Genomic DNA, 21582 nt, shown 5'->3' on the forward strand with positions numbered 1-21582 from the left:
TTGATCCCTCCCGCAAGGATTTTTTCCCTTGGGTCGGATCATGGCGCGGCACACAGTCCGGCGATTGAGATTGATCAATCGCGCCCGGCGCACAGCTCTACTTTTTCAGACGGTTCTTTGACTTCTGGTAGAGACGCCTGTTGAGATGGATGAATTCGCTCAGGCTCCGGCCGAGTAAACCGGCAGAATTCCGGATCAGATAGAGATATCCGGTGATGCTGGCGATCAGACCTCCGACGGCATTGATCATCAAATCCCCCATCGTGTCATAGAGGCCGGACTTTTGCATATTCAGGCCGAAGGTTTGGTCCATCAGAAACTCGAAGATCTCCCACACCGCGCCCATCATCATCGCCACGCAGAAGGTGATGAACGCCACGGCAGAAGGTGGAGCAGCGAACCGGTCACCTTCGAAGAGCATGAAGACAAAGAGAAACCCGGTCAGCCCGAACCCTATGGCTGAAAATCCATGCAGGGCCAGATCCCACCACCAGAGGCGCTCGTAGAAATCAAACGCTTCGCCCAGAAAGATCGACGCGAAGAAAAAGAGCGTGGTTGCGACAAGAAACGGAAGGGGCAGGGTCAGTGACCATCGAAAGGCCAGAAGCGGCGGCAACAGGGACAGAGCAAGTGTCGAGAGGCTGACGAAGGCTAAGGACCAGCGGGCCAGGCCAAGCGCCGCCAAACCTGCCAGCAAAAGCAAGGCCCAGATCGCAAGGATGAGGCTGTTGCGCTTCTTGATCAATTGCATGGCGTGGACGTGCCTACGTTAAATTCCCGCTGTTCAACCTTATATTAGAGCGATGGCAGCATCTTTGATACGCATCGCAAGCTACAACATCCGTAAGGCGCGGGGGCTGGATCAAAAACGGCAGCCCCGACGCACGCTGGAAGTTATTAACCGACTAAATGCTGATATTGTCGTTTTACAAGAAGCAGATAAACGGATCAGGCCGCGAAACCCGGCGATCCCGCGAAATCTGATCGAAACGGACACCGATTTTCATCTGGTGGAGGTTTCAAAGAACGGCGTCAGTCTGGGGTGGCACGGGAATGCAATTCTGATCCGTGATCCGGCGCATGTGACGCAGATCACATGTCTGGATCTACCGGGTTTGGAGCCTCGCGGTGCAATCCGCATGGACCTTGGGATCGGAGGTGGCCTTAGTATTGTGGCCGCGCATCTTGGACTGCGCCGCCGGGATCGGAGAGCCCAGCTGGCCGCGCTGTGTGATGCGACCGCTGACAGTCGTCATGCGGTCATCGCCGGCGATTTCAACGAATGGTCCCACCGCAAGGGGTTAGAGCCGCTGGCAGGGCGTTTTGAAACCCATGTGCCCGGCCGCAGCTATCACACCCGGCGTCCTCTGGCTGCATTGGACCGGTTCGCGCTGAGCCAAGGTCTGACCGTAAAGAATGCGGGTGTTGAGCAGGGTGATCTGGCACGCCGGGCCTCGGATCACCTGCCGGTCTGGTCCGACATCGCGATCCCCTCTGCCGCTACTTGCTGAACATTACAGGCAACTGCGCGTCCCGCAAAAGCGCGTATGTTGTGGCCCCGATTACAAAGTCATAAGCTTTGGAATGCCCGAACGCGCCGGTGACGATCAAATCCGCGCCCTTCTCAAAGGCGACCTTGTTCAGGACCTCCGCCACCCCTGCGGTGTCGGTTTCGCGATGCTCCAGCGTGGGCTTCACACCGTGTCGGGACAACATCTCTGCAAGATCGATCCCGTCGGAATCCTTCAGGGCATCTTTGACGGGTGACCCCACGCGCAACACCGTCAGCGCTGCGCCATCGTCGGCAACGCTCAGCAGATCATGGGCGGCGCGGGTGGCCTCTCTGGTATCGCTCCACCCGAGCAGAATGTTTTCACCTATCACAGGTCCGTCATAGCCAAGCGGCACAACAATCACCGGACGCCCGCTTTCTCGGATCATCTGAACCTGCGCCTGCCTCTGGTCATAGCGGTCCGCATTTTGGTCTTCATGCGCCATGATCACCAGATCCGCCGCCCGGGCGCTTTCAACCATCCGATCATTAGCGGACACGCCTTCGGCACGGACAAGACGAAACTCGCTCTGAAAATCCTCGGAGGATGTGTAGCGCTGGAAGATTGCTTTGATTTTTTCGGCCTCTTCCGTCTGACTTTCGTTGAACGCGGCAAAGGCAGGGGCCGGGATGTGCATGGCGATGCCGGGATAGACCAACAACGCCTCGACTGTGTGCAAGCCGGTCAGATGGGCACCGTGCTTGCGCGCCAAGGGCACCGCCAGTTTCATCAGAATTTCGGCATGGTCTGCCGTGGTGAGACAAACCAGAACTGTTTTGAGCCCCATCGTGTCGCTCCTTCGTATGCGGGCGGACAGGGGCGCGGCGATGCGCCCCGGGCCGGTCAGCTTTTTGTGATGTCGATCTTCTGGACCTCTGCTTTCGCTTCGGCGGGTTTTGCAATGCGCAGCTTCAGTATGCCGTCCGCAAAGGCGCTCTCCACGGCCCCCGCATCAGGTGAAAAGCCAAGCGGGATCTGGCGACGGAAATTACCATAGCGGCGTTCCGTAAGATGATAGTTGTCATCCCGCTCCTCCCGGTCCGAGCTTTTCTCACCTTTGAGTGTCAGGAGGTTTCCGGTGATCGAAGCGTGAAGGTCTTCGGCCTTCACCCCGGGCACCTCGGCGGTGATTTCTATGGCATCGTCCGTTTCAACGACGTCAATGGCTGGAAAGATTGAACCCGCGACCATGGCGCGCGCTGACATATCGGGCAAGGGCACACCGGATCGGAACTGGTCCAGAAGACGGTTCATTTCTTTTTGAAAGGACGGGAAAAACGCGGGTCCGTCCGCATCGGTGTTCAGGTCAGGCAGGGTATGACGTGACATCTGTAGATCTCCTTTCTGCAGGGGGACACGGGTGGCGTGTCGCTCCATGGACTAGCAAACCTGTCGCCAATCCGATTGATCCCGATCAATCCATTTCGACGCTGCTGGGGTAGCTCAAGGACAACCGATCCAGGTGCTAAAGGAGCGTTTCATATGTTTTTCCGGCAGAGTATTTTCACCATCTTGGCCTGTCTTGGGGTCAGTACCGGGGCTTTTGCGGACAGCACATCCGTTCGGATCGGGGGGGACACGTTCTTCGCCGGGTCCGCCGTCAGTGAAACGGTTAACACCGGGGGCGATACGTTTATTGCGGCGCGTTCCGCCGTCGCGCGCGGATCTACCCAAGGGGATATGCACGTTGCCGGGTTCGACATCTCGGTGGATGCGGATACCGCGCAGGACCTTTATGCAGCGGGGGCCACCGTTGTTGTGCGGGGCAGCACGGCGCAGGATTTGACCGTTGCCGGTTTTTCCGTGCGGACGGAAGAGACCGCCGAAACTGGCGGCAACGCGCGTCTGTTCGGCAATACGCTCACCATAGACGGTCCCATCAATGGTGCGCTGCTCGCGACGGCCAGTGACGTCATCTTGAACGCACCAATCGGGGGCGACGTCCGGATTGTTGCGCGGACCATCAGCTTCGGGCCGGATGCGGTCGTCGATGGGCTTCTGACTTACAGCACCGAGGACCGCATATCGGTGCCTGACCGCGTTGCCCCTCAAGGGCGCGTCGTCTTTCAGCAGTACAGCGGATCGGAGGCGTGGGACGATTGGGATGAATTTCGCGAGGACATGCCAGTACTGCCGACGCTTGCGTCGATGATGTTCGGGTTCGTGATCTCACTGCTGTTCTTCCTGGTGCTTGGTGCGCTGATGCTGGGCTTCATGCCCAGACGTCTCAGAGCGCTCCGTCGAAGCATCGCCGCGGCGCCCGGGCAGTCCATGCTTTTGGGTGTCATCGGCCTGTCGGTGCTCTTTGGCATGGCGCCAATCACCGCTCTGACCATCGTGGGTTTGCCGTTTGTGCCCATCGCCCTTCTGCTCATCGTGGTCGCTTGGATCCTTGGTTACGCGCTTGGGGCCTACAGCGTGGCCATGCGCATCTGGAGCGGTTTTGGTGGGGCAGAAAATCCAAGCAACGTCGCCCGTCTTGCAATCTTTGCGGCGGCCATCACCTTCATCGCGCTTCTGAACTTCATTCCCTTCGTGGGCTGGGTCGCCAATTACACGCTGATCCTGCTGGGCATCGGCGCCATGACGCGAGCCTTGTTTCACTACCTGATCGGCAATTCGGGCGAGGCGTTCGACATCGATATGAAGCCAATCGACGACTGATCCCGTAGACACAAGAGGAGGACCCGCCATGTCTGCCCAAGGTCTTGAAGCCATCGATCATACGGTTCACGTGACACACGAGTGGATCAACGAGCTGACCGCTCGGCTGGACTGGGGGTCAAAGCGCAGCGCGTTGCGCCTGCTCAGATGCACGTTGCATCGGGTGCGAGACCACCTTCTAACCGACGAGTTGGCCCAGTTCTCAGCCCAATTACCGCTGCTCATCCGTGGCATGTTCTTCGAAGGCTGGATGCCAAAGCGCACCCCGATCAAGGAGCGGCACGCCGAGGACTTCACCGATGCAATAGGGGACCAGATGCGTGAGGCGGATGATTACAGGGGGCCGCAGGATATCCGACACGTTTTCGATCTGCTGAATAACCGCCTGAGCGAGGGCGAGATCAGGGACATCCGGGCCTGCCTGCCGGAACCCATCCGCGCCCTGTGGCCTGACCCGATGTAACCCTGTGTTGGACGAGCTTGATACGGCTCGGGTTAGCCTAAAAGCGGAACGCGCTGATTGATGCTGCAGGTCTGCTTTGGAGCCCGTTTTGACCGATGCTGCACGTCGTATAGATGACCAGAAACCGCGCGAACCTGCCGTTTGTTAATCGCGGGTAGAAAGCAGATCATTAATGGCGGCGCGATCAATTTTACGATTTTCAAATGTACGTACATTGTCAGTGAGTGTTACGAATATCGTCACCGGGCGGTCTTCCTGATCGAAATTCAACCCCGCTTCAACCTTCAAAATAGCATCGCACATCGGAGAAAGATTTTTCATATCAAACGCATCGCTTTGATCAATACCCACAAATTCGACCGGCGTGCAGGCGGCTTTGGCATTCTTTAAAACGACCTGTCCATCGTCAATGACCCACGTAAAAGACGCGCCACGTCCAAAGGAAGTTTCTTCAAAATGCGAATAAGGGCCAAAGGCCGCGACAAGGTTACGTTCAATCGCCCCAAGATTCAGGCGCGTGTCCTCTTCCACGAAGTTGTATACGATATTGGTTTGCTCAAGCGCAGCACCAGACGCCAACTGTGAAAACCGCATTGCGACGCGGGCTTCCACTGCATCATCAAATCCCCTTGGTGTGGCCATTCCAACCATAACCATAGACTTAATAGCTTCCCAAGCGGCCGCATCACCCATGCGGAACTTATGCGCATCAAATCCGCCGATACCAAAATCCACTAAGGTATCGCAGGCTTGTTGTGGGGTCATTCCCCTTGAAACATCCTCCAGCAGACGCATCGTATCGGGAATATCCGCACCGGCTGAAGTTTGCATAAATTCAGGCCATTCCCCTACCGGACTGGGCAAGACACAATCGGTGTCTTCTTCGCGACAACCGGTAAATAGAACTACGGATAAAATGAGAAAATAGCGCATGACCCTTAGTATAATGTTCAATTCAGAATGCAATTCTGACTTACACCTCCACCCAAACTACAATCATGAACCGAACGTGATCGAACCGCCAAATCCAGTCATTGGCGCAAGCGCAGCGAAAGTACGCTTAGTCCCGCGTCTTACCAGTTCGTGCACCGCGCCGGTCACTGGCGTTGTTTCCCGCGCCGGTCACTCATGACCAGCGCAGCGAAGGTGTCAGGAGAGACCGAACTGCACGCAAGTTGCATTGCAGCGAAGGTCAGCTTTAACATCCCGGAATGCACTTCGCAGATCATATCCAGACAGAACGTCTGTCGCTCAGCCCGATGAAAAAACGGGATATTTGGTTCTTTTGTAGGCTCGTCGGCAATTCAAATGTAAGGCGATACCTCGGCGGTCCTGTTCATTGGAAGCAACGCCTTCCGCGCTTCAAACGATATTTGAACGCTCCATCCCATGTTGGCGTCTGGGTCGCTAGGTTGACGAGGTTCAACCAACCAATTGGTCTGGTAGAACTTGGTCTACACAAAAATGAAAGAGACTACGAAGTCTCTTACCAGTTTGACCCATCTTACTGGGGCGGCGGCCTTGCAAGCGAAGCCGTTCACGCAGTTATCGCGCATGCTCTGGATGAAGCCGGTTTGGAGCGTATCATTTCGGAAACTCAGAGCGCTAACTCTGCGTCTTGTCGTTTGTTGAAATCACAGGGAATGGTTGAGATTGAGAGGCTCCATAGATTCGGGGCAGAGCAGACCATTTTTGCAACTAAATGAAAGCCGACGTTGGCGCAGTCGCAGCGAAAGCTCACTTTGTCCCGCACTTCTGTCATCTCCAAGAGTTTTGGCTCCGCTGCATCGCCGCAGGTCCGCTTTGAGCCCATACCTACCGATGCTGAGCTGCGCATGAATGGCAGCTTTAGCGACCGCTGTTACTCACTGTCGTTCTTCAGGTTGAGCTACCCTGAACGTGCTCTCGCGCGTTGGCTAACTCCAATTTTGCATAGAGCTTCTGAGCTTTGCTCGGGTTGACCTGTTCGACCCAACCGATCTGCCCCAAGATCTTTTCAAATTCTGCCGGATCGTTTTTCCACGCCTTTTGGTGAATAATTGCCTTTAGCCGATCGAATTCCTTTCGAGAGATATTGATTGTCTCATTGACTACAATTCCCAAGACCATCTGCCTTCGATAGCAGGGCATAATCCTCGTTTTGCCGGTTCTTATTCTAAAGCCTTCCTCCTCTACGATCTCGGGTACGGTGGTGAGAACCGCGTCGCGTACTCCACTATCTCCTGAAAAAGTAAGATCGTCGGCATACCTCGTATAGTTTGCTCCAAGCGACCGCGCCAAACCTGCCAAACGCCGATCCAATCGATACGTCAGCAGGTTCGCGAGCGCCGGTGAACTTGGTGCACCCTGAGGCAGATGAGGCTCCATCAATGTTTGGCGTTGTTCATACGGCATACGTTGTCGAATACGGCTTGGCGTAACGATGGTGCAGATGCCGCTGAGGCCGTGCGCTACAGAAACTGGATATCCGAGGTGGCGAAAGAAGGCATAGACGCGCCCATAGCGAAGACTACTAAAATAATTCTTCAGATCGAGGCCGATGACGACTTCTTCGCCAGCATGCCGTTGTGCTGCACCAATGCAATTTCGTCCGCGAACAAACCCAAAACTATCCGGGTGTGTTGGCACCTTGGCAAGAATTCGATGATTTATCAGGCGCTGAAGTGACTTCAGTCGGGGTTTGGGTGCCTCAATGAGCCTCAAGCCACCACTGGACTTTGGGCTCATACGATAGAAATAATTGTTCACGCCCGGCATCGGATGTGTTTCTCGCCACCCGTTCCTGTCCACGAATGCGTCAAGCTGCTCAGGCGTTAGGAGGAGCCAATCGGCAAGATCAATGGCTGTGTGCAACGTGGGAAGCACCAACGCATCAAACGGCGCGACGGGTAGCATCCTGGGTGGTTCAAGCGGAAGCGACGGCCATACATCGGCTTTGTTGCAATGCTTGAAGAGCCGCCGCACTACTAGTTGCTTGGATAGCATTTCAGCTATTCGGTTCGCATCAGGGGCGTAGCGTTGAGGGAATTCGACGATCAAACTATTCGTCAACAACTTTGCGTCACTTTGAAAAGCCGGAGGTAAACAATGGCGAAGAAGGCGGGTGACATCGTCTTGGGACCACCGGCACCCCTCCAATCGAGTGGCCAGGGTTGATACAAGAAGTTCACTTCGCGAAGCTGGCAACGACGACCTCTGCTATTCTGTGCTTTGGATATCCCGTCCTGAGTGAAACTCAGTGGCGGATATCCACAGTGTGTCGGAGCAATGTCATCAGACGGGGATACCCCGCCCCAGGCTCACCAAAAGGTGCACCAATCCAAAGGCCGCCGTTATGAATATCTTGCCGACCAATGATGACTATTTCAAGGAACGCGGACTTGGAAAACAGAAGTGCAAACTAATCCATCACAAGATAGAAAGCAGCCATTCGTACCAGAAATCGCGAGGTCCGCTTCGTCCCGCTTTGCTGACCTTAGCGTTTGTGTAGTCACACTGCATCTTCACGAAGCCGTTTATGACCGACAGCTCCGCCAAATACGTCCGGTGACGGTCAACAGGTAGCCATCGAAAGTATCGGTCGCTCAGTTGCGGTCGCCCAAGGACAGGGTCAGCAGCGTGTCGGGGCGCAGGACGACGATTGTATGGATGTTGTTGATCGCGATGATCCCGCTCTTGCGGAGTTGGGTGAACGTGCGGCTGATGGTTTCCGTCGTCAGTCCCAGAAAATCAGCGATATCAGCCCGGCTCATCGGCAGATTGACCTGCGTATGCTCCCCTAGATCTTCGCCCACGCGGTCCGAGAGCACACAGAGAAACGACGCGACTTTCTCAACGGCTGACTTGCGACCGAGCATCATGAAATGGTCCTGCATTGCGCTGATTTCGCAAAGGGCTGCTTGCAGCAGTGCATGATGCAGCTTTGGATCGCCCTCGCCGTTTTCCAGAACCGAGCGGCGATAGGGCTGCAGACGCGCGTCGACAAGGGCGTCGCAATCGGTGTGATGCAAGCCAGCGGACGGAAAGCCGACGATGTCGCCCGGGTACCCAAATGCGATCACCTGCCTGCGCCCGTCCTCTAGCAGTCGCGTCAGCCGCAGGACGCCCGATGTCACCTGATACAACCAGTCCACCTGATCACCTTCGAAATAGAGGTAGTGGCCGGCCTTCAGCCGCGCCTCTGCGGTTTTCGCGCCTGAACTCGCGAGTGTCCTGACGGGCATTTTTGCAAGGTATTCAGCGGGATTCGTGACATACATGGCGGCAGACCTCCGGGGTTGCGATGAGGTCAAACTGGGTACGCTGTGTAATTTGGATTGGTCTCTGCCGGTGAGGTTTTGTATCATTTTGTAACAGATCTGATAAGCCGTTGAATCCGCACTTAGATCTGTTCTGAAGGGGACTTGTGGGACTATTGCCGGGAACGCCTGATATGAACTGTCAGACCATTCTTGTGATTGAAGATGAAGCCAGAATCAGGGCGCTGCTGCGCAATGTGATGGAGGATGAGGGATATGCCGTTCTCGAGGCGGAAAACGCCAGGCAAGCCATTGATATCATTAAGACCTCCGAGGTCAGTCTGATAACGCTTGATATCCATCTGGGGCCGGATGACGGGCTGGAACTGGCGAAGGACATTCAGCGCATTTCCGAGGCACCGATCATCATGGTGACAGGCAAGGATGACATTATTGACCGGGTCGTCGGGCTTGAGCTTGGGGCGGACGACTATATCACCAAACCGTTTCATCTCAGGGAGGTGCTCGCCCGGATCAGGACCGTTTTGAGGCGCGCCGAAGGCCGTGTGCCGGGGTATTCCGAAGCGCCACCCGATCCGATGCCAGATCAAGCGGACAACAGCGCACAATACAGTTTTGACGGGTTAAAAGCCGTGCCGGATCGGTTGGAGCTTCTGGATCGGACCGGTGCCGAGTGCGATTTGACCAGCGGCGATTTCAAGCTTCTGTCGGTCTTTCTGGCGCGGCCAAAGCGCGTCTTGTCCCGGGATCAGCTGATGGATCTGACGGGGGGCCACGAATGGAGTCCGCTGGACCGGACCATCGACAATCAGATTGCTCGCCTGCGCAAGAAGATCGAGCGCGATCCGTCCGATCCGAAGCTGATCAAGACGGTGCGCGGTGTAGGCTATACCTTCACATGCGATGTCCGGCGGGTTCAGTCGTCCGCGTCGTCCGTCAAAAGCGCCTGAAGCCGGACCGCCAGATCGGACTGCCGGTACGGTTTGTGAAGAATGTCATAAGTCTGATCCCGCGCCATCGAGCCGGTGACCACGTCGCTGGCATATCCCGACGTCAGCAACACCCTCATATGCGGGAACTCAGCCGCGACCTTGGCGGCCAGATCGTAGCCATTGAGGTCGCCGGGCATCACCAGATCGGAAAACAAAATGTCCGCATGAACGCCCGACTGCAGCATCCGATAGGCCGCGTCACCATTGCTGGCGTCTTCCGTCTTGAACCCCAGATCGCGGATGCGCTCGACGGAGAGCCTGCGAACCTTCGGGTTATCCTCAACGATCAGCACAGTCTCGCCGCGCCCTTGTGGGACCCCTGGGTGGGCGATGGTTTGGGGTGGCACGCGCTCGGCGCCGTCATCTGATCCGGTGACCGCAGGGAAATAGAGCCCAAAGCTCGTACCATGGCCCAGCTCGCTGTAGAGCGTGATATGACCGCCAGACTGCCGGACAAAACCATACACCATCGCCAATCCAAGCCCCGTGCCGCCGCTCTCGGTCTTGGTGGTGAAAAACGGCTCAAACGCTCTTTGCTGCGCTTCGGTGCTCATGCCTGCCCCATCGTCGCTAACCGAAAGCCTGACATAGTGCCCCGGCTGTATGTCCGTCTCTTGGGCCATGTAGCTGTCATCAATCGTCACATTGGCAATCGAGACCAGAAACTCGCCCCTGCCGCCCATCGCGTCACGGGCGTTCAGCGCAAGGTTCATCAACGCAGATTGTAGTTGCGAAGGATCGATCATCACCTGATCGACCTCAGCCGCGAAGTCCGTCTTGATCAGATAGGTGCTGCCGAGCGTGCGTTTGAGGATCGCAAGCGTGTCTTCGCACAATTCGCGCAGGTCGGTCTTGATCGGCTTTAGATTGCTCTTGCGTGCAAAGACCATCAACCGCTCGGTCAGGTCGGCCCCCAGTTCAGCCGAGGCCAGAGCGTCGCGGATCAGTGACAACTGCCGCTCACTCGCACCGCGCATTTCCAGCAGTTCCAGATTGCCGATGATAACCGTCAGTAGATTGTTAAAATCATGGGCAATCCCGCCGGTCATCTGGCCGATCGCATCCAGACGCTGGGATCGCGCAAGGGTCAATTGCGTAGCCCTACGTTGCGTCAGATCGTGCAGAATCGCCACAAACATTCGCGTGCCGTTTATCCGGGCCTCATTCACTGACAGATGAAGGTGAAAGACAGAGCCATCCTTTCGCTGTCCCTCAACCTCGCGCCCGGTGCCGATAATACGCTTTTCCCCGGTCTCCATGTAATGCGCCATAAACCCGTCGTGTCGGGCCGCCATGGCGCGGGGCATCAAACGGTTCACGCTCTCGCTTATGATGTCTTCACAGTCGTATTGAAACAGACGGCATGCGGCAGCATTGGCGCGAATGATCCGGCCCCGGTTATCCGAAATGATCATGCCGTCGACGGCCGCCTCCAGTATGGCGTGCAAAATCGCGCTGTCCTGAGCCGTGTTGTCCATATCCACCTATCGCTTTCCGGCCAGCCTGCCGAATGGTTATCCATGAGCGCAAGCAGGAATTGATATTCATCAAGGCGACGGCGGCCCGGTCTGTGGGACATTGGACCATCTGTCGGGGCCGTCAAAGGCGTTTCGCTCTGGTCAGGTATTCGACTGAACCAAGGGAGAGTGGAACATGTTCAAGAAGATCATCGTCGGTCTCGACGGGTCCGAGAAAGCGGAAACAGCAACGCGTATCGCGTGCGATCTGGCGCAGAAGTACGGCAGCGAGGTCACGCTGATGCATGTCCCCCACGCTGAAACCGCGGCTTTCGTGGTAGGGGCCGTGCCCGGATATCACGCCGCAATCACCAAACCCAGCTTTGCCGAGATCGAAAAGGCAGGGCAAAAGGTGCTGGACCACGCGCGGGAAATCGCCGCCGATGCAGGGTGCAAAACGGTAAAGACCCATATGCCTCACGGCGATGCGGCGACCGAGATCCTTGCCCACGCCGAAGACATCGGCGCCGATCTGATCGTAACGGGACGGCGCGGTCTCAACAGCATCTCGAGTTTGGTTCTGGGCAGCACCACCCAACGGATCAACCATCTGGCAAAATGCGCCTGCCTTTCGGTGGCGTAGGCGCTTTGCACTTTTACCCCGCCCGGTTGCCAAGCTGTCGGGCGGTTTTCAGAAACCTTGCCTGCGCCCGCCCGCTGGGGTCGTCAGCGTTGCCGAAAATACTCCACCGCACAGGCCAGATGCCGCAGAATTTCAGGATGTTGCGGTCGAGGCTGCGCAGGGAGTGTGCAAGGAAGAACCACCGATAGGCGAGACCGGGCATCCCCATTGTGACGATTACTCGGGCGGACTTGCCCGTGAGCGCTCCGCGCCAGCGACGGCTGTTTGTCTCGAACGCAAATCCGCTGCGAAACACCTGTTCGATCCACGCTTTCAAAAGCGCCGGAACATCTCCCATCCAGAGGGGATAAATCATCACGATATGATCGGCGGCCCGCAACGCCCCCTGACCTTCATGGGCCACGTCCGGCATCTCGTCGCCATCCCATTCTGCCTTGGATCTCAGATAGGGGATGTCATGATCCGCGATGTTGATCACCGCGACCGTGTGACCGCTCTTTTCAGCGGCTTCCCGGTAGGCATCGCCGATTGCATGGCACAAGTGGGTCCGTGCGTGATCGGGATGGCCCTGAATGATGAGTATTCGTGTCACGACGTGTCGTCCTTTCAGGGGTGGTGCAGCAAATGAGCCATCTGCAGATAACGCGTCAGATCGGCGAGCGAGATCACACCCGCCAAATGATGGCCCGACACGACAAGAAACTTGCGTTGCTTTGTTTTCATGATGCGCGCCAGCAGGTCCTGAATGGGCAGATCGGGGGGAACGGTGATCTGCGGGTCAAGGCTTGCAAACACATCGCCCACCCGGGTACTGGCCCAATTCTCGCGATCCATCCCCGACAGCACCGCCTGATCGATATGGCCCAGTAGGACGCCACCCTCGGCAACCGGCACGAAGCTCACATTGTGATAGAGCATGACCCTGTTCACGAACTCGGACAGGGTCATATCCGGCCCGACCGTGATCGGGTTACGCTTCATCAGGGAACTGACGGTCTTGTCGCCAAAGGCCGTGCGCGCCAGTTGGCTCTGATAGCTTGCCCGCGCAGCCATCAGGACAAACCCGCCAATCATGATTTGCCAGAACCCGGTGATCAAGGCCCCCTGAAACAGGGCCAGGACCCCTAGCGTCATCAGCGCGTAGGCAAAGACGGTGCCTGATTTTGCGGCCGTCTCGGTCGCCTTCAGAACGTCCCCGCTGCGATGCCACAGATAGGCCCTGAGCACGCGGCCACCATCCAGTGGAAACGCAGGGACCAGATTGAAAAGCGCGAGGATCAGGTTGATCATCGCAAGATACGACAAGACCTCTGTCAGCGCGCCCGTGGCAAACAGGAACGCAGTCGCTTGCGCGAGGACCCAGAACCCGAACGCCAGACAGAAGCTCATGGCCGGGCCAGCCAAGGCCACCCAGAACTCGACGCCCGCCGATTGTGGCTCTGCTTCAAGCTCGGCCACACCACCAAAGAGAAAGAGCGTGATGCCCTTGATCGGGACGCCGTATCGGCGGGCAACCACAGAATGGGCCAGTTCGTGCAGCAGAAGCGAAGCGAAAAAGCAAAGCATCGCGATCACCGCCATGCCGACATAGGTCTGCGGGGTCTGGTCGGGGTACACGAAAGGGAAATACCGCTGTGACAGGCTCCACGTGATGAGGGCGGCGATCAGCGCCCAACTGGGGTCGAGCTTTATGTCAAAGCCGTTGAGCGTGAACAGTTTAACAGCGTTTGAGAACATGGGGCGGCCTCATTTTTGAGGCAAGCCTAGTCCCGGTTTCCATCGGTTCCTTGATTTTGCTCAATGGGCGCGATCACGGATGAAACAGCCCGCCGACACCGTAGGCCAAAAGTGCGGCAATCGCCCCGATCGTCAGGGTCTCCGCGCCGGACCACCACCATTTGGCCAGCGACCAGCGGCTTTTGCCCGTGCCGATCAGAAAGAAGGTCAGAAGCGTTGCAAAGACCGAGATCTGGAACGCGGCGGGCACTCCGAAAACGAACGGGATCAACGGCACCGACCCCGCCACCATGAATGCACCAAAGGTCGAAAGCGCGGCCCGCACCGGATTTGGCGGATCCCGAGGTAGACCGTATTCGTCTGTCAGCATCAGATTGATCCATTTGTCTTTGCTGCGTGAAATGGCGTCCGTCGCTTTGGTCAGTACGTCGCCGGTCAACCCGCGCAATTCGAGGATCTGGCGCAGTTCCTCCAGTTCGCCGTCCCGGTGGTGTTTGATGTGGCGCTCTTCGATCTTGATGATCCGCTTACGATCATCAAGTTCAGCCTTCGTGCCGGAATAGTTGCTCGCTGCCATCGAAAACCCGTCGGCAATGATGTTCGCAAGGCCAAGCGCCACGATGATGCTGTGGGACAGGCCCGCGCCTTTGACGCCTGCAACAATTGCAAACGTGGTGACGGCCCCATCGATGCCGCCGTAAATCATGTCCTTCAGGTAGCTGTTTTGCTGGCTGGACGATAAACGGGCGGCGACGTCTTGCGGGCTATGGCCGTGGTCTTCGGACATTCCTGTGTCATAGCGCTGCGCTGGTCCGGCAACATTGAGGCATGTCAAACCTGCCGCCCGCGCGCCGGCTAAGGGACGGTATGGACATTCCGGCGACATCCTTGTCTCAAAGCGTAGTTCTGTTCGCTCTCTGCGCGAGCGTTGTTTGGGTCGCGGGGGCGCGGCTGGCCTATCTTGCGGACAGTCTGGCGGATCGGTTCAAGCTTGCGAAATCGCTGGTTGGTCTGCTGATCCTGTCGCTGGCGACATCTTTGCCGGAGGTCGCGACAACGCTCAGCGCCGCCGTCCAGCAATCCCGCGATCTGGTGTTGAACAATCTTTTTGGCGGCATAGCGCTGCAGACGGCCATTCTGGCGATGTCCGATTTCTGGTCGAAGGGGGCGATCACCAACTATCCCCGCAAGGCAAACCACGCTCTTGAGGCGACGCTTCTGGTGTTTCTGCTCTCTCTCGCGCTGATCACCACCAACCTTAGCGAAACCTTCGTTCTGGCCGGTATCGGCCTCGGCAGTGTGTTCATCGCCTTGGCCTACGGGGGCGCGATCTGGCTGTTGCGGCGCTATGACGGGTCCAGCGACTGGGTTCCCGTTGACCTACCTGATCCAGAGCCGTTGCCCTTTCCCGCGCCCTCCGGTCTGGCAGTGACGGGCAGTTCCGCCCTGATCTGGCAGGCCATTGCGGCCTGCGGGGCCATTCTGGTGTTCGGTATTCTGATCGTTTTCTTGGCGGACCGCATTGCCGATCAGTCTGGCTTGGGCTCCGGCTTCGTCGGTGTGACGCTATTGGCGGCGGCCACATCCCTGCCGGAACTGACCACCAGCATCGCCGCCGTGCGCATCGGCGCCTACACGATGGCGATTTCCAACATTTTCGGCAGCAACCTGATCATGCTGGTGCTGGTGTTTCCGGCGGACATTCTGTTTCGCGCGGGTCCAATCCTGCAAAACACCTCCGCGACAGTTGGTCTTGCGCTGTCCTTCGGCATTTGCGTGACGGCTATTTATCTGATCGGTCTTCTTGTGCGCCGCAAGCCAAAGGTCGGCACGGTGGGACTCGACTCGATCCTTGTGCTGATCACCTTTCTGGCCAGTCTCGTGGCCTATTATCTGGCCCGTTGAGCGATTGGCCGCAGGGTTTTCAGAAGCTCAGGCACCACAAGGATCGGCAACGCAAAGAGCGCGATCCATTGCCACTCCGCCGCGCCGAGGGGAACTGTACGCAGAAGCGTTTGCAACGGCGGCCAGTAGACCGCGAGGACCTGCGCCCCAAGGGTCACGGTGAGCGCTGCCAGCAGAAGCGGATTGCTCAGCCAGCCAATGCGCCAGCCCGGCAGACGCAGAGACCGGAACGCGAAGACACTGACTTTCTCGAACACCACCATCGCCGTAAACGCTGTGGTGCGCGCCAGCTCCACCCCTTGATCCAGAAGATGGAAGAAAATCCAAAGGCTCGAAAGGCCAGTGTAGAGCCCAAGTAGAATGATCGTCACCACCCCCCCAAGCCCCAGAATTGGGGTGTTCTTCTTGCGGGGGCGATGCTGCATTTGATCGGGCTCGGACTTCTCTAGGCCTAGAGCTACGGCAGTTACGCCGTCGGTAACCAAGTTCATCCAGAGGATCTGCGTGGCCAGAAAGATCAGCGGGCCGCCAACGGCGATGTTGACCACCAACGCGACGACCTCGCCTGCGTTGGACGACAAAAGGTAGCGCACGAATTTCTGAACATTGGCGAACTGGCGGCGCCCTTCGCCAATCGCCCGCACGATGGTCGCGAAATTGTCGTCAAGCAGCACCAGATCGGAGGCGTCCCGTGCCACATCGGTGCCGCGTATGCCCATCGAGACGCCGATATCGGCCTGTTTCAGGGCAGGGGCGTCGTTCACGCCGTCCCCGGTCATGGCCACGATCTGCGCTTGCGACTGAAGCGCCGCGACAATCCTCATTTTCTGCTCGGGCTTGGTGCGCGCAAAAAGCACTTCGCCTGCCAGAACCTCCTCCAAGGCTGCGTCGTCTAGCGCATCCAACTCGGTGCCGGTCAAATGGCGCGTCACCTTCAGCGACAGCTGCTCGGCGATCGCGCCTGCGGTGATCGGGCTGTCGCCGGTGATCATGATAATCCGAATACCGGCCGCCTTGGCCGAGGCGATGGCATCCCGGACCTCTGCGCGGGGCGGGTCGATCAGGCCTGTAAGGCCGAGAAAAGTAAGACTATCTTCGACAATATCGGAACCTGTGTGTGGCCGCTGCGCCAGACCGATGACCCGCAACCCTTGCGCGGCCATTTGGGTATAGGCCTCGGTCACCCGAATGCGGTCTCGCGCCGTCATCTCGCGGCTGCCGTTCTGATCCATGATCCCGGTGCACAGTTCCAGAATTTGCTCGGGCGCACCTTTTGTGAGGATCACAGGCCCGCCGGGCGCGGCGTAGAGCACACTCATCCGCTTGCGCTCGCTGCTGAAGGGAAGTTCAGCCAGGAGATTGCGTTGTTCGGGAAGCGTACACCAGCCTTTGTAGGCCAGCGTGACCAGCGCGCCTTCGGTCGGTTCCCCCATCATCGTCCAAGTCGTGCCGTCCTGGGACAGATGGGCGTGGTTGCAATATAGCGCTGTCTGCAAAAGCGCGGCCAGAACTGGGTCATCCCCGACCCGCAACCTGGCACCATCGGTTTCGATATGTCCGGCGGGGTCGTATCCGGTCCCGGTCACGGCATAGGTCCGGTCAACGGTCCAGATCTGCGTTGCCGTCATCTTGTTTTCGGTCAGCGTGCCGGTCTTGTCGGTGCAGATGACCGAGGCCGCGCCGAGGGTTTCGACCGCCTGCAACCGACGGGCCAAGGCCTTTTGCCGGACCATGGCGGTCGCACCCAAGGCCAGTGTGATCGTCACCACGGCAGGTAGGCCCTCGGGCACCATCGCCACGGACAGGGACAGACCTGTCATCGCCATTTCGCCCAGATCCCGGCCCATGATGACGCCAAGCCCCGCAACGCCTGCCGCGACCAGAACCGCGGCCACACCCAATTGCCGCGCCAGTTGGCCAAGCTTGTTCTGAAGGTTTGTGGTTTTGGGGCCCATGGATCCGGTCAGGTGAGCGATTTTGCCGAACTCCGTGCCGGACCCGGTTGCCGTCACCCGCGCCTCTGCCCGTCCTTTCGTGACCGAAGTTCCTGCATAGACGGTGTCCGCACCGCGTTTCGCCACTGGCAATGACTCGCCCGTCAGCACACTTTCATCGACGCTCAGGTCCGATGCCTGAAAAACCGCCGCGTCAGCGGCCACCTTCGCGCCGGGGGACAGGACAAGGATGTCGCCTGGCACGATGTCGCGCGCAGGGATCAGGCGTTCCTGACCGTCACGTACAACCATGGCCTGCGGCGACAGAAGTTTCTTCAGCGATGCCAGTGCCGTTTCCGCGCGCCATTCCTGAACAAAGCCCAAAATTGCATTCAGAAGTACGACAAGGCCGATGGCAGCGGCATCAATCCGCTCGCCCAGGGCCAGCGCCACCCCTGCAGCCACGATAAGGATGGCGACCAGAAAACTGGAGAATTGCCGCAGGAACACCCGAACCGGCCCGATCCGCGCGGCCTGCGGTAACTCGTTCCACCCGGACACGGTTCGCGCGGCCAAGACCTGTGCCTGCGTCAGTCCGGTGTCTCGCCCTGTCTCCACGCCGCAGCCCTCCTGATCCGATGCTGTCGGCTCTCCATATCCAGTCGGGACGGGTGCCTGACTTGAGCAATATCAAAGAATCAGGCGATCTCTTGCGGTAATCTAGGCACATCCACCGAAAACCGGTGGACCAACCGGGAGTATGAGACATGGTAAATAAACCTGAAACCCAAAAGCCAGCGAAAAGCGATGCGCCGCTGAGTGCGCTTGCGCAACTTCAGGAGGCTGGGTTCGGGAACATGCTGGGGCTGAGCACCGCGTGGATGGAAGCGCTGAATGATATGGGTGCCGAGATGGCAACCTTCGTTGCAGAGCGGATCCGGGAAGACGTCAAAACTCAGCACGAAATATTGCATTGCAAGAACGTTGCCGAACTTCAGCACATTCAGGCGCAATTCGTCCAGAAGGCGATGGACCAGTATCAGGCCGAAACCGGCAAGCTGGTCGAGATGAGCACGCAAGCCTTCGCGAAGAACCGTGCGGATACCAGTACCTGAGGTTACCCAAAGACATAGCGACCCGGTGCAATGTCGAGGGGATTAACGAGTGAAGAGCGGCGGTCTGCGGGCGCGCCGCTCAGGTTTTTCAGCCATCCACCCCAATGAGGCCACCATGACCCGGCGCGTGGCATCTGCAGGTCGAACCAGTCCTCAGCTGTGACATGCCCGTCGCCCTCGGTCTTGTGGCCACACCGGAAATAGCGGCCGGGGTGACCCGGCTCTGACAGGATGCCGCCATTGTGCCCGCCATTTGTCAAAACGAACGTCACATCCGTGTCAGTGAGCAGCGAGAGACGGTAGACCGACCGCCAGGGCGAGACATGATCCGTCTCGGTGCCCACGCAATAGATGGGACAACGAATATCTGTGAGCGCGACGGATGATCCATCGACTTTGAACCGGCCCTTCGCCAGATCGTTTTTCAGAAACAGACGCCGCAGGTACTCTGAATGCATCTGCGCAGGCATCCTTGTTGCATCCGCGTTCCACGCCATCAACGGGTTGTCATGGGTGCGCTCGCCCAGCAGATAGTGCCGGATCACGCGGCTCCAGACCAGATCGTTGGAGCGCAGAAGTTGGAAGGCACCCGCCATCTGATCCGCTTTCAGATAGCCCCGCGTGGCCATCATATCTTCCAGAAAAGCCACTTGGCTTTCATTGATGAAAAGGCCCAATTCACCGGGTTCAGAGAAATCGACCTGCGAGGCAAGCAGGCTGATCGTGCGAAGCGTATCATCACCGTCCCGCGCCATGGCCGCAGCGGCAATCGCCAGCAACGTGCCCCCCAGACAATAGCCGACCGCATGCAATCGTTCCGCGCCTCCGGCCTTGATCTTGGTGATCGCCGCGCGGATACCCAAATCGATGTAGTCCTGCATCGACAGGTTTGCGTCCGTATCATCCGGGTTCTTCCATGACAGGATGAAGACTTCGAACCCCTGATCGCGCAAAAACGCCACCAGAGAGCGTTGCGCCGTCAAATCCAGAATATAGTATTTCATGATCCACGCAGGCACGATCAGGATCGGCTCAGGATGCAACTTATCGGTGGTAGGGCGATACCGGATCAACTCGATCAGGTCATTGCGCAAAATGACATCGCCCGGGGTCGTCGCCAGATCCTCACCTACCCGATAGGCGCTCGGCCGACGCGGGCAGTTTGACAGCAACCGATTGAAATCTTCGAGCCAGTAGCGCGCGCCCCGGATCAGGTTCTGGCCAAGCTCTTCTCGAGTCCGCTCATGCACCTGCGGGTTCGTGACCGCAAAATTGGCAGGCGACAGCATATCCAGCCATTGCCGCGCAGCGAAGTTCACGATCGCTGCGTGCTTCGGATCGACGCCGGGCATGTTCGTCGTGGCCGCGTCCCACCAGTTCTGCGTGGCGATGAACCCTTGCGCGAGGGCCTTGTAAGGGAAGGAAGCCCAAGTCGGATGGGCAAACCGCGGATCGGAGGAAATCTCCGGGGCGGGTTGGTGCGGCAAAGCCAGTTTGCGCAACTCAAGCATCTTGTCTGGGGATCCTGCCAGATGAAGCGCCCAATCCACATAGGCCGTTGCCAAAGCCGCAGGGGACAGCCCGCCTGTCATCTGACCCAAAGCCGCGTGCCATGCGGGGTCGATCCGTAGGGGTTCGCGCTCAGTCACAACTCTGACCTCTCAACCAGATTGACACCGTCAGAAATTGCATCACTGGGATGGGTCACGACACGCTCGCCCAGCTCGAGGCCCGCCTCGACCTCGGTCCTCTGGCTGTTGCGGCGACCCAATGTGACAGAGCGAAGGGTGGCAACACCATCATCCGCCACAAAGACCGCCCAGCTTTCGCCGTCGCGAAACACGGCGCTGAGCGGCACCTGCATGACATCCTCAGCGCGCCACTCCACAATCCTGAGAAACACGGAGAACCCGTCGCCCAGATGGGGGCGCTCTTCCTGTGGGCTGGTCAGGGTGAAGTATGCGTCTACGCGTTGCTCTTCGATCCCCAAGGCCGACACCTTCGTGCGGGCCTTGGGGTCGATCCGATCAAGCTCGGCCTGCAGAACATCAGGCCCGCCCCACCGTTCCACATAGGCCAGCGCACCCGGATTGAGGCGGACCGCATCGTTTGACAGGATGTCGGCCACAAGCTCCAGATCCTCGGGGTCGCCAATGCTGACGAGCGGCGCCCCGATGGCGACCGGGCGCTGGCTCATCGCGGACACCGACAGGATGACCCCGTCGGCAGGCGAAGTCAGTTCTATACAGCATTGCGCCGGCGTCGCGTCTGTTTCGGCCGGATCGATCAGACTTGCCCGCGCCCGCTCAATGGCGCCATCGGACATCTCAATCCGCGCAAGCGCAGCCTCTACCGCTGCCGTGGCCACCGCAAGTTTCTGGGTGTCGTCTTCCAGCCGCGTGACCGAAGCCACCCCGCGCGTCACCAAAGCCTTGGTCCGGTCCAGTTGCGTCTTCGCAAAGCTCGCTGTTTCTTCGGCTTGACGCAGATCCGCCTGCGCCACGTGACGGGCGGCCAGAGCTTCCTGCAGATCAGCCTCGGCCTGAAGGCGGGATCGCGCGTCCAGAAGGGCAGAAGACGAGGGCTGCACGACAGCCACGACCGTCTCGTGGGCGCGCACAGGATCGCCTTCTTCTACCGGCGATCGCAGGGCCGTTCCCGCAATCGGTGCTGCGACCTCATAAAGGTCACGCACCTGCGTTTCCCCTTCGGCGTTGATCGTAACTTCGAGCGGCCCGCGCGTGACCTCGACCAGATCGACCGGAACGGGGTCATCGCGGAAGCTGACATAGGCCAGGCCCGCGACCAGCGCGCCACCAAGCCCCATCAAAACAAGCGTACGTGTCGAATAAGCCATACC

Annotated in this window: 21 protein-coding genes; 8 read left to right on the forward strand and 13 right to left on the reverse strand. The window is 58.3% G+C overall.

Translation table 11 applies throughout. From position 1 onward, the window contains the following. Positions 1-97 precede the first annotated feature (97 nt). Positions 98-751: a DUF2238 domain-containing protein gene (locus KIN_RS12725; RefSeq protein ID WP_159807478.1), complete on the reverse strand. Its 654-nt coding sequence runs from the start codon at positions 749-751 to the stop codon at positions 98-100. Positions 752-815: 64 nt separating this feature from the next. Here KIN_RS12725 and KIN_RS12730 point away from each other — a divergent pair, with 64 nt between their 5' ends. Further along, positions 816-1511, forward strand: a complete 696-nt coding sequence (locus tag KIN_RS12730; protein WP_306439005.1) for an endonuclease/exonuclease/phosphatase family protein — start codon at positions 816-818, stop codon at positions 1509-1511. Here KIN_RS12730 and KIN_RS12735 read toward each other — a convergent pair. Next, a complete protein-coding gene (locus KIN_RS12735; protein ID WP_159807482.1) occupies positions 1501-2340 on the reverse strand; it encodes a universal stress protein in 840 nt (279 codons plus the stop codon). The genes KIN_RS12730 and KIN_RS12735 overlap by 11 nt on opposite strands. Positions 2341-2396: 56 nt before the next feature. Beyond that, a complete protein-coding gene (locus KIN_RS12740; RefSeq protein WP_159807484.1) occupies positions 2397-2882 on the reverse strand; it encodes an Hsp20/alpha crystallin family protein in 486 nt (161 codons plus the stop codon). Between the two features lie 153 nt (positions 2883-3035). Here KIN_RS12740 and KIN_RS12745 point away from each other — a divergent pair, with 153 nt between their 5' ends. Both KIN_RS12745 and KIN_RS12750 read left to right on the forward strand, forming a co-directional pair. Then, positions 3036-4217 (forward strand): DUF8173 domain-containing protein, encoded by a 1182-nt coding sequence (locus KIN_RS12745; RefSeq protein WP_159807486.1) that lies wholly within the window; start codon positions 3036-3038, stop codon positions 4215-4217. Positions 4218-4245: 28 nt separating this feature from the next. Further along, a complete protein-coding gene (locus KIN_RS12750; protein WP_159807488.1) occupies positions 4246-4680 on the forward strand; it encodes a DUF2267 domain-containing protein in 435 nt (144 codons plus the stop codon). A 144-nt stretch (positions 4681-4824) separates the two neighbouring features. Here the strand turns inward: KIN_RS12750 and KIN_RS12755 are convergent, their stop codons facing one another. Beyond that, a complete protein-coding gene (locus KIN_RS12755; protein ID WP_159807489.1) occupies positions 4825-5613 on the reverse strand; it encodes a hypothetical protein in 789 nt (262 codons plus the stop codon). A gap of 278 nt (positions 5614-5891) precedes the next feature. Here KIN_RS12755 and KIN_RS12760 point away from each other — a divergent pair, with 278 nt between their 5' ends. Beyond that, on the forward strand, positions 5892-6386 hold the full coding sequence (locus tag KIN_RS12760; protein ID WP_159807491.1) for a GNAT family N-acetyltransferase: 495 nt from the start codon (positions 5892-5894) through the stop codon (positions 6384-6386). Positions 6387-6558: 172 nt separating this feature from the next. On the opposite strand, the gene KIN_RS12765 is transcribed toward KIN_RS12760, so the two are convergent. Together KIN_RS12765 and KIN_RS12770 are read right to left on the reverse strand one after the other, a co-directional pair. After that, entirely contained in the window at positions 6559-7719 is a 1161-nt protein-coding gene (locus KIN_RS12765; protein ID WP_159807493.1) for a reverse transcriptase family protein, read from the reverse strand. A gap of 545 nt (positions 7720-8264) precedes the next feature. After that, a complete protein-coding gene (locus KIN_RS12770) occupies positions 8265-8939 on the reverse strand; it encodes a helix-turn-helix domain-containing protein (RefSeq protein WP_159807495.1) in 675 nt (224 codons plus the stop codon). A 173-nt stretch (positions 8940-9112) separates the two neighbouring features. Here KIN_RS12770 and KIN_RS12775 point away from each other — a divergent pair, with 173 nt between their 5' ends. Further along, the gene (locus tag KIN_RS12775) at positions 9113-9889 is read left to right on the forward strand and encodes a response regulator (RefSeq protein WP_159807497.1); all 777 of its coding nucleotides are present in this window, start codon (positions 9113-9115) and stop codon (positions 9887-9889) included. Here KIN_RS12775 and KIN_RS12780 read toward each other — a convergent pair. Further along, on the reverse strand, positions 9856-11409 hold the full coding sequence (locus KIN_RS12780) for a PAS domain S-box protein (protein ID WP_159808057.1): 1554 nt from the start codon (positions 11407-11409) through the stop codon (positions 9856-9858). The genes KIN_RS12775 and KIN_RS12780 overlap by 34 nt on opposite strands. 175 nt (positions 11410-11584) lie before the next feature. Here KIN_RS12780 and KIN_RS12785 point away from each other — a divergent pair, with 175 nt between their 5' ends. After that, a complete protein-coding gene (locus KIN_RS12785) occupies positions 11585-12031 on the forward strand; it encodes a universal stress protein (RefSeq protein WP_159807499.1) in 447 nt (148 codons plus the stop codon). Positions 12032-12044: 13 nt separating this feature from the next. On the opposite strand, the gene KIN_RS12790 is transcribed toward KIN_RS12785, so the two are convergent. The 3 genes from KIN_RS12790 to KIN_RS12800 all read right to left on the reverse strand — a co-directional run bounded on the left by KIN_RS12790 (position 12045) and on the right by KIN_RS12800 (position 14555). Further along, positions 12045-12623: an NAD(P)H-dependent oxidoreductase gene (locus KIN_RS12790; protein WP_159807501.1), complete on the reverse strand. Its 579-nt coding sequence runs from the start codon at positions 12621-12623 to the stop codon at positions 12045-12047. Between the two features lie 14 nt (positions 12624-12637). Then, positions 12638-13768: a site-2 protease family protein gene (locus tag KIN_RS12795; RefSeq protein ID WP_159807503.1), complete on the reverse strand. Its 1131-nt coding sequence runs from the start codon at positions 13766-13768 to the stop codon at positions 12638-12640. 73 nt (positions 13769-13841) lie between these two features. Then, positions 13842-14555: a VIT1/CCC1 transporter family protein gene (locus KIN_RS12800; protein ID WP_174239118.1), complete on the reverse strand. Its 714-nt coding sequence runs from the start codon at positions 14553-14555 to the stop codon at positions 13842-13844. A gap of 80 nt (positions 14556-14635) precedes the next feature. Here KIN_RS12800 and KIN_RS12805 point away from each other — a divergent pair, with 80 nt between their 5' ends. Next, positions 14636-15673, forward strand: a complete 1038-nt coding sequence (locus tag KIN_RS12805; protein ID WP_159807505.1) for a sodium:calcium antiporter — start codon at positions 14636-14638, stop codon at positions 15671-15673. Here KIN_RS12805 and KIN_RS12810 read toward each other — a convergent pair. Continuing rightward, the gene (locus tag KIN_RS12810) at positions 15658-18225 is read right to left on the reverse strand and encodes a cation-translocating P-type ATPase (protein WP_159807507.1); all 2568 of its coding nucleotides are present in this window, start codon (positions 18223-18225) and stop codon (positions 15658-15660) included. The two genes, KIN_RS12805 and KIN_RS12810, sit on opposite strands and share 16 nt — an antisense overlap. Positions 18226-18374: 149 nt before the next feature. Between KIN_RS12810 and KIN_RS12815 the strand changes: the two genes are divergently transcribed. Continuing rightward, positions 18375-18722, forward strand: a complete 348-nt coding sequence (locus KIN_RS12815; RefSeq protein ID WP_159807509.1) for a phasin family protein — start codon at positions 18375-18377, stop codon at positions 18720-18722. 2 nt (positions 18723-18724) lie between these two features. On the opposite strand, the gene KIN_RS12820 is transcribed toward KIN_RS12815, so the two are convergent. Together KIN_RS12820 and KIN_RS12825 are read right to left on the reverse strand one after the other, a co-directional pair. Further along, positions 18725-20371 carry a PHA/PHB synthase family protein gene (locus tag KIN_RS12820; RefSeq protein ID WP_243144917.1) on the reverse strand — a complete coding sequence of 549 codons (1647 nt, stop codon included), beginning with the start codon at positions 20369-20371 and terminating at the stop codon, positions 18725-18727. Then, a complete protein-coding gene (locus KIN_RS12825; protein WP_159807511.1) occupies positions 20368-21579 on the reverse strand; it encodes an efflux RND transporter periplasmic adaptor subunit in 1212 nt (403 codons plus the stop codon). Before KIN_RS12825 ends, KIN_RS12820 begins: the two co-directional genes overlap by 4 nt. Between the last annotated feature and the right edge of the window lie 3 nt (positions 21580-21582).

Origin of the sequence: Litoreibacter roseus, from assembly GCF_009811795.1 — a bacterium.
GTDB classification, from domain to species: domain Bacteria; phylum Pseudomonadota; class Alphaproteobacteria; order Rhodobacterales; family Rhodobacteraceae; genus Litoreibacter; species Litoreibacter roseus.